At 56.6% G+C, this 4,805-nt stretch carries 3 protein-coding genes and 1 pseudogene; 3 read left to right on the forward strand and 1 reads right to left on the reverse strand.

Features of this window, described 5'->3' with window-relative positions:
* The 3 genes and pseudogenes from H6F43_RS07805 to H6F43_RS07815 form a co-directional block, all read left to right on the forward strand.
* Positions 1–321, forward strand: a pseudogene (locus H6F43_RS07805) (alpha/beta hydrolase); the annotation flags it as partial.
* Between the two features lie 137 nt (positions 322–458).
* The gene (locus tag H6F43_RS07810; protein WP_190342236.1) at positions 459–1,301 is read left to right on the forward strand and encodes a metallophosphoesterase; all 843 of its coding nucleotides are present in this window, start codon (positions 459–461) and stop codon (positions 1,299–1,301) included.
* A 209-nt stretch (positions 1,302–1,510) separates the two neighbouring features.
* Entirely contained in the window at positions 1,511–4,135 is a 2,625-nt protein-coding gene (locus H6F43_RS07815; RefSeq protein WP_190342237.1) for a chloride channel protein, read from the forward strand.
* Between the two features lie 114 nt (positions 4,136–4,249).
* On the opposite strand, the gene pyrE is transcribed toward H6F43_RS07815, so the two are convergent.
* On the reverse strand, positions 4,250–4,805 hold a 556-nt coding region (gene pyrE / locus H6F43_RS07820; RefSeq protein WP_190342238.1), incomplete at its 5' end, for an orotate phosphoribosyltransferase.

Raw genomic sequence — 4,805 nt, forward strand, 5'->3', positions numbered from 1 at the left:
CCCACCGTGTTTGGTCGCATCGGCGGGGTGTCTCCGGCGCTGATGTTGGGCGGCGGCAAATCCCTGTTCGGCTACTGGGACCAGCACACGCGCTGCTGGTCCAAAGTCCTTTTACATGTTGGCAGCAAAGAGCAGTATTCGTTCTACGGCGTTTGGCTGGACTACGTTCCCATCACTCGCGATTTCTATAACCATTTGAAGCAGCTTGGTTACAGCGACCACGAAGTCCGATTTGTGCTAGCTGAGGGTGACACTCACCACGAAACGTCCTGGCAAAAACGCCTGCCAGAAATGCTGCGCTGGCTGCTAGAGGACGCCTAGGTAGGAGGAATTCCTATAGCGTCACGAACAGCCAACACCCGACAGCCAATAGATTCCACAAGCACGCTGCCACAGGACGGCTCCCCTAACGGCAAATTGCGGGTGCTAGTCTAGAGGTGCCTTACTGGTGTGAGCCTATGCACAGAGTGTTGACAGGACCGCTAACAGTCGAACGAGTACGGGTAGAGATTGCGGACCTGCCCAACTCCCTGAACAACCTCCGATTGGTTCAGCTTTCAGACTTTCACTTTGATGGGCTACGGCTCTCTGAACGACTGTTAAAACGAGCGATCGCGGCAAGTAATGCGGCAGCTCCAGATGTGGTGCTACTGACCGGAGACTATATTACCGATGATCCCGCATACATTCATGAATTAGCACCGTGGTTGAAAACCTTGCACAGTCGCTGCGGCATTATTGCCTGCTTGGGCAACCACGACATCTGCCGTCGCCCGTCGCGGGCAGAAGTGACCCAAGCGCTCAGCAGCGTTGGAGTTGTGGTGCTGTGGAATGATGTTGCCTACCCGTTAGGACCCGAGTTGCCGATCGTTGGGCTGGCAGATTTCTGGTCAGCAGAATTTGCCCCAGCCCCTGTCATGGCAAAGCTAAACCCTGCTGTCCCTCGCATTATCCTGTCCCACAATCCCGATACGGCGGAGCTGTTGCAGGCGTGGCGTGTGGATTTGCAGCTATCTGGACACACCCACGGCGGGCAGGTTGTTGTGCCAGGAGTTGGTACGCTGGCGCAATTAGCCGCACCACTGTATTACAAATTACCTAAGCGGGTGCGGCGATCGCTGCCGGGGCTGAAGTCCTACTATCGCGTTGCCAAGCACTGGGAGTGGTCTCAAGGACTGCACCGCGTGGGCAGCAATCAGCTCTATGTCAATCGTGGACTCGGCACTTATTTTCCGGGTCGGGTGTTTTGTCCGCCGGAGGTGACCGTGATTACTTTAGTCTCGTCACCCGGCAACCCATAGTTAGCGCAATATAAGCCAACGTGCAGCGTGGACTATCCAGTCCTTAGAACCGGCGGTTCGGTCAGCAATTTTGACGGTTCACTGCTCGCTTAGAGTTTACATGCGGTTGCCCTGGTTTAGTCGTCTGCACTGCAAGAACACGGCTCCAATCAGGTGTAGGGTAGAACAGGATTCCCTTTATTTTGCGATCGTGTTGAGATCGCGGGTGCATGCAACCTCTGGCATTACTTCAGTCCTTGCAATCCCTGCTGAGACCGAAGCGGTTGGCGATTCTAGAAGCCGTGCTCATCGGTTTAATTGCGGCACTGTCTGCAGTGCTGCTGCGGCAGGCAGTTGTATTGCTCGGTGGCTGGCGGGCACAAGAATCGATGCCGCTGCCTGCCTGGATACTGCTGCCATTGATTGGTGCGGGCAGTGGATTCCTAGCAGGCTTTCTAATTGAGCGCACCGGACCGGAAGCCGCGGGCAGCGGCATTCCTCAGGTAAAAGCGGCACTGGCACACGTACCGATCGCCCTCAATCTCCGCGTTGCCGTGGTCAAATTTCTCAGCACCATGCTGACCCTCAGTGGTGGGTTTGCGCTAGGACGACAGGGTCCAACGGTGCAGATTGGAGCTGCACTGGCGGCGCAATTTAGCCGTTGGATGCCTGCCTCACCGGATCATCAGCGGCAGTTGATTGCAGCAGGAGCGGCAGCAGGCTTGGCAGCAGGATTCGATGCGCCGATCGCAGGCGTTATGTTTGTGATTGAAGAACTGCTCCAGGATGTGTCGAGCCTGACGCTGGGAACGGCAATTTTGGCATCCTTCACGGGAGGCGTGATCGCGCGGGTGCTAGCAGGACCTAACGTTACCCTGGGCTTCAATCCGCTCGCGCACGAAACGAGCTTTACGCTGCCAGAGATCCCGTTTTTTCTGCTGCTGGGGCTGCTGGCGGGCATCTTTGCCGCGCTGTTTAATCGCGGTGTGCTTGTAAGTCTAAAGTGGACGCGACGCAATTTGCGGCTGAGTCTGCCGTTCAAGATTGCGCTAGCGGGACTTCTATCGGGCATCACGGCAGCGGCATTGCCGATCGTCTTCCGCGACAGTTCGACGCTGCAAGTGTTTCTCACGGCTGGAACGGCATCCTGGCAGCTCACCGCGCTGGCGTTTGTTGTGCAGTTTTGCCTGACCCTGCTGGCGTGCAGCATGGAAACTCCGGGCGGTTTGTTTGTTCCCAGTCTGATTTTGGGTGCGGCACTGGGGCATCTGGTTGGCATGGCGGAGAACTCGCTGCTGGGCGGTGAGCCAGTCACCTATGCGCTAACCGGAATGGGAGCATTTTTCGGGGCGGTGGCAAAGGTGCCTGTGACAGCGATCGTCATCGTATTCGAGATGACGACAAATTTTGAGCTGGTGCTGCCGCTGATGATTGCCTCAGTGACGGCGTATCTCGTAGCAGAGCGCTTGGTTCCGGGATCGCTCTACACCCAACTGCTAGCGCTAAAGGGAATTCAGTTAGAGCCAGATAAAATCAGCGATGGACTATGGGCGCGGTTGACGGCTGCCGACGTAATGCAGCAGAACGTAGAGACGCTGACCAGCCAAATGACGCTAGACGAGGCAGTGCAGGCGTTTTCCCGATCGCACCATCGTGGCTTTCCCGTGGTCGAGAACGGCAAACTGGTTGGAATCGTCACCCTCACCGATTTGGACAAAGTGGCGCAGCGATACCTGTCTGGCGCGGCGTTTGTGAAGGACATCATGACGCCGCGTCCGATCGTCGTGGAGCCAAACGATCCGCTGAGCCAAGTCTTGTATTTGCTGTCGCGCTACAAGCTGTCTCGCCTGCCCGTTACGGAGGGACGCCGCCTTGTGGGGATCATCACCCGCAGCGACATTTTGCGCGTCGAGTCCGATAAACTGCGGGGCGGCTCCACCCGAATTGGACCTGTCGCAGAGCCGTCTTATGTGGTGTATCAAACGCGATCGCCCGCGACTGGACGGGGACGCCTGCTGCTGCCGTTGAGCAATCCCCAAACGGCACCGAGTATGCTGAAGCTGGCGATCGCGATCGCGCAAGAGCGGCACTACGAGCTGGAATGCTTGCAGGTCATGTTGGTATCGCGTCGGCGAGTGCCATCGGAAACAGAAGTTAACACGACCCGCAGTCGGCGGCTCCTGACTCAGGCGATTCACCAAGCAAAAGCTGCCAACGTCTCGATTCATACTCAGATTCGCGTTGCCCACAGCATCGATCAGGCGATTCTCGAAACGCTAAAAGACCGCCACATCGATTTGCTGCTGATGGGCTGGAAGGGCAACACGTCCACGCCCGGACGCATTTTTGGTGCCGTTGTCGATACGGTAATCCGGCAGGCAAAGTGTGACGTTGTGCTAGTAAAGCTGGGTGAGGAACCTGCCTCCCGTCTGCTTCGTTCGCCAGTCCCCACGCCGCATTCCCTAGAGCGCTGGCTTGTCCCGATCGCAGGCGGTCCCAATTCTCAGTACGCTATCAAGCTTTTACCTGCGCTCGTGTCGGTCAGTCGGCAACCCGAGATCCGTCTTTGCCAGATCTTCCCCTCAGATGACTCCACCCACAACACCCATCGCCTAGAAGAAGACGCAACCTTTCTGCGGCAGCGGCTGCAACGATCGGTGACAACGCTACCCATATGCGCTAAGTCGGTGTCTGATGCAGTTGTCGATGTGGCGCAGCGGGATCAGTGCGATGTCGTGGTGGTGGGAGCCAGCCGCGAAGGACTCTTGCAGCAGGCAATTCAGGGCAACATTCCTGAAGCGATTGCCCGTCACTGCCACTGCACTGTGATTCTCGTCCGCAAGGCGATCACGTAATTCTCAGTAGCGCACTAGCTGGACACATCCAGCCGAAGGATGATACATTTCTATACAAATCGTGTCTGCTGTGTGGTCCCTTCGCAGCCCAGAGATGCAAGCAATGGGGCTGGCTTAGGTGCCGCTCGACTGAGTTTCTGCAAACGCCTGCCGCTGGGCTTCGGTAATTCGACCTGTCTGATACAGCGTTTCGGTTACTGCTGAGAGCGTCAAAACCGAGTGTGCTTGGTACCCACTCTCCTGTAACCGCTGCTTAACGCCCTGTTCGTGATCCAACAACACGACAATATCGCGCACCTGTAAGCCCACCGATCGCAGTTTGGCGGCTCCCTCCATGGCGCTGTTGCCGCTAATCAAAATATCGTCCACCACCACCACCGTCTCTCCCGGCTCAAAGTTGCCCTCCACCATACGACGGGTGCCGTGCGCTTTCACCTCTTTGCGTGGAAAAATCATCGGTCGATTCAGTTGGAGTGCCAGTCCGGTGGCAGTGGGCAAGGAACCATACGGAATCCCCGCGATGCGATCGAAGCTAAGGGATTGCAGTATGTCGGCGTAAGCCGTTAAAACCTGGTGAAACAGTTGCGGCTGAGAAATGATTCTTCGCAAATCCACGTAGTAAGGAAAAACGGCTCCTGATGCTTGAACAAACTCACCAAAGAGGATGCAG

The sequence above is a fragment of the Leptolyngbya sp. FACHB-36 genome (assembly GCF_014695955.1).
GTDB lineage: Bacteria > Cyanobacteriota > Cyanobacteriia > Leptolyngbyales > Leptolyngbyaceae > FACHB-36.

Excerpts from the sequence above, each read along its gene's own strand:
- H6F43_RS07810 (WP_190342236.1), top strand. The coding sequence starts at position 459 with ATGCACAGAGTGTTGACAGGACCGCTAACAGTCGAACGAGTACGGGTA.
- H6F43_RS07815 (WP_190342237.1), top strand. The coding sequence starts at position 1,511 with ATGCAACCTCTGGCATTACTTCAGTCCTTGCAATCCCTGCTGAGACCG.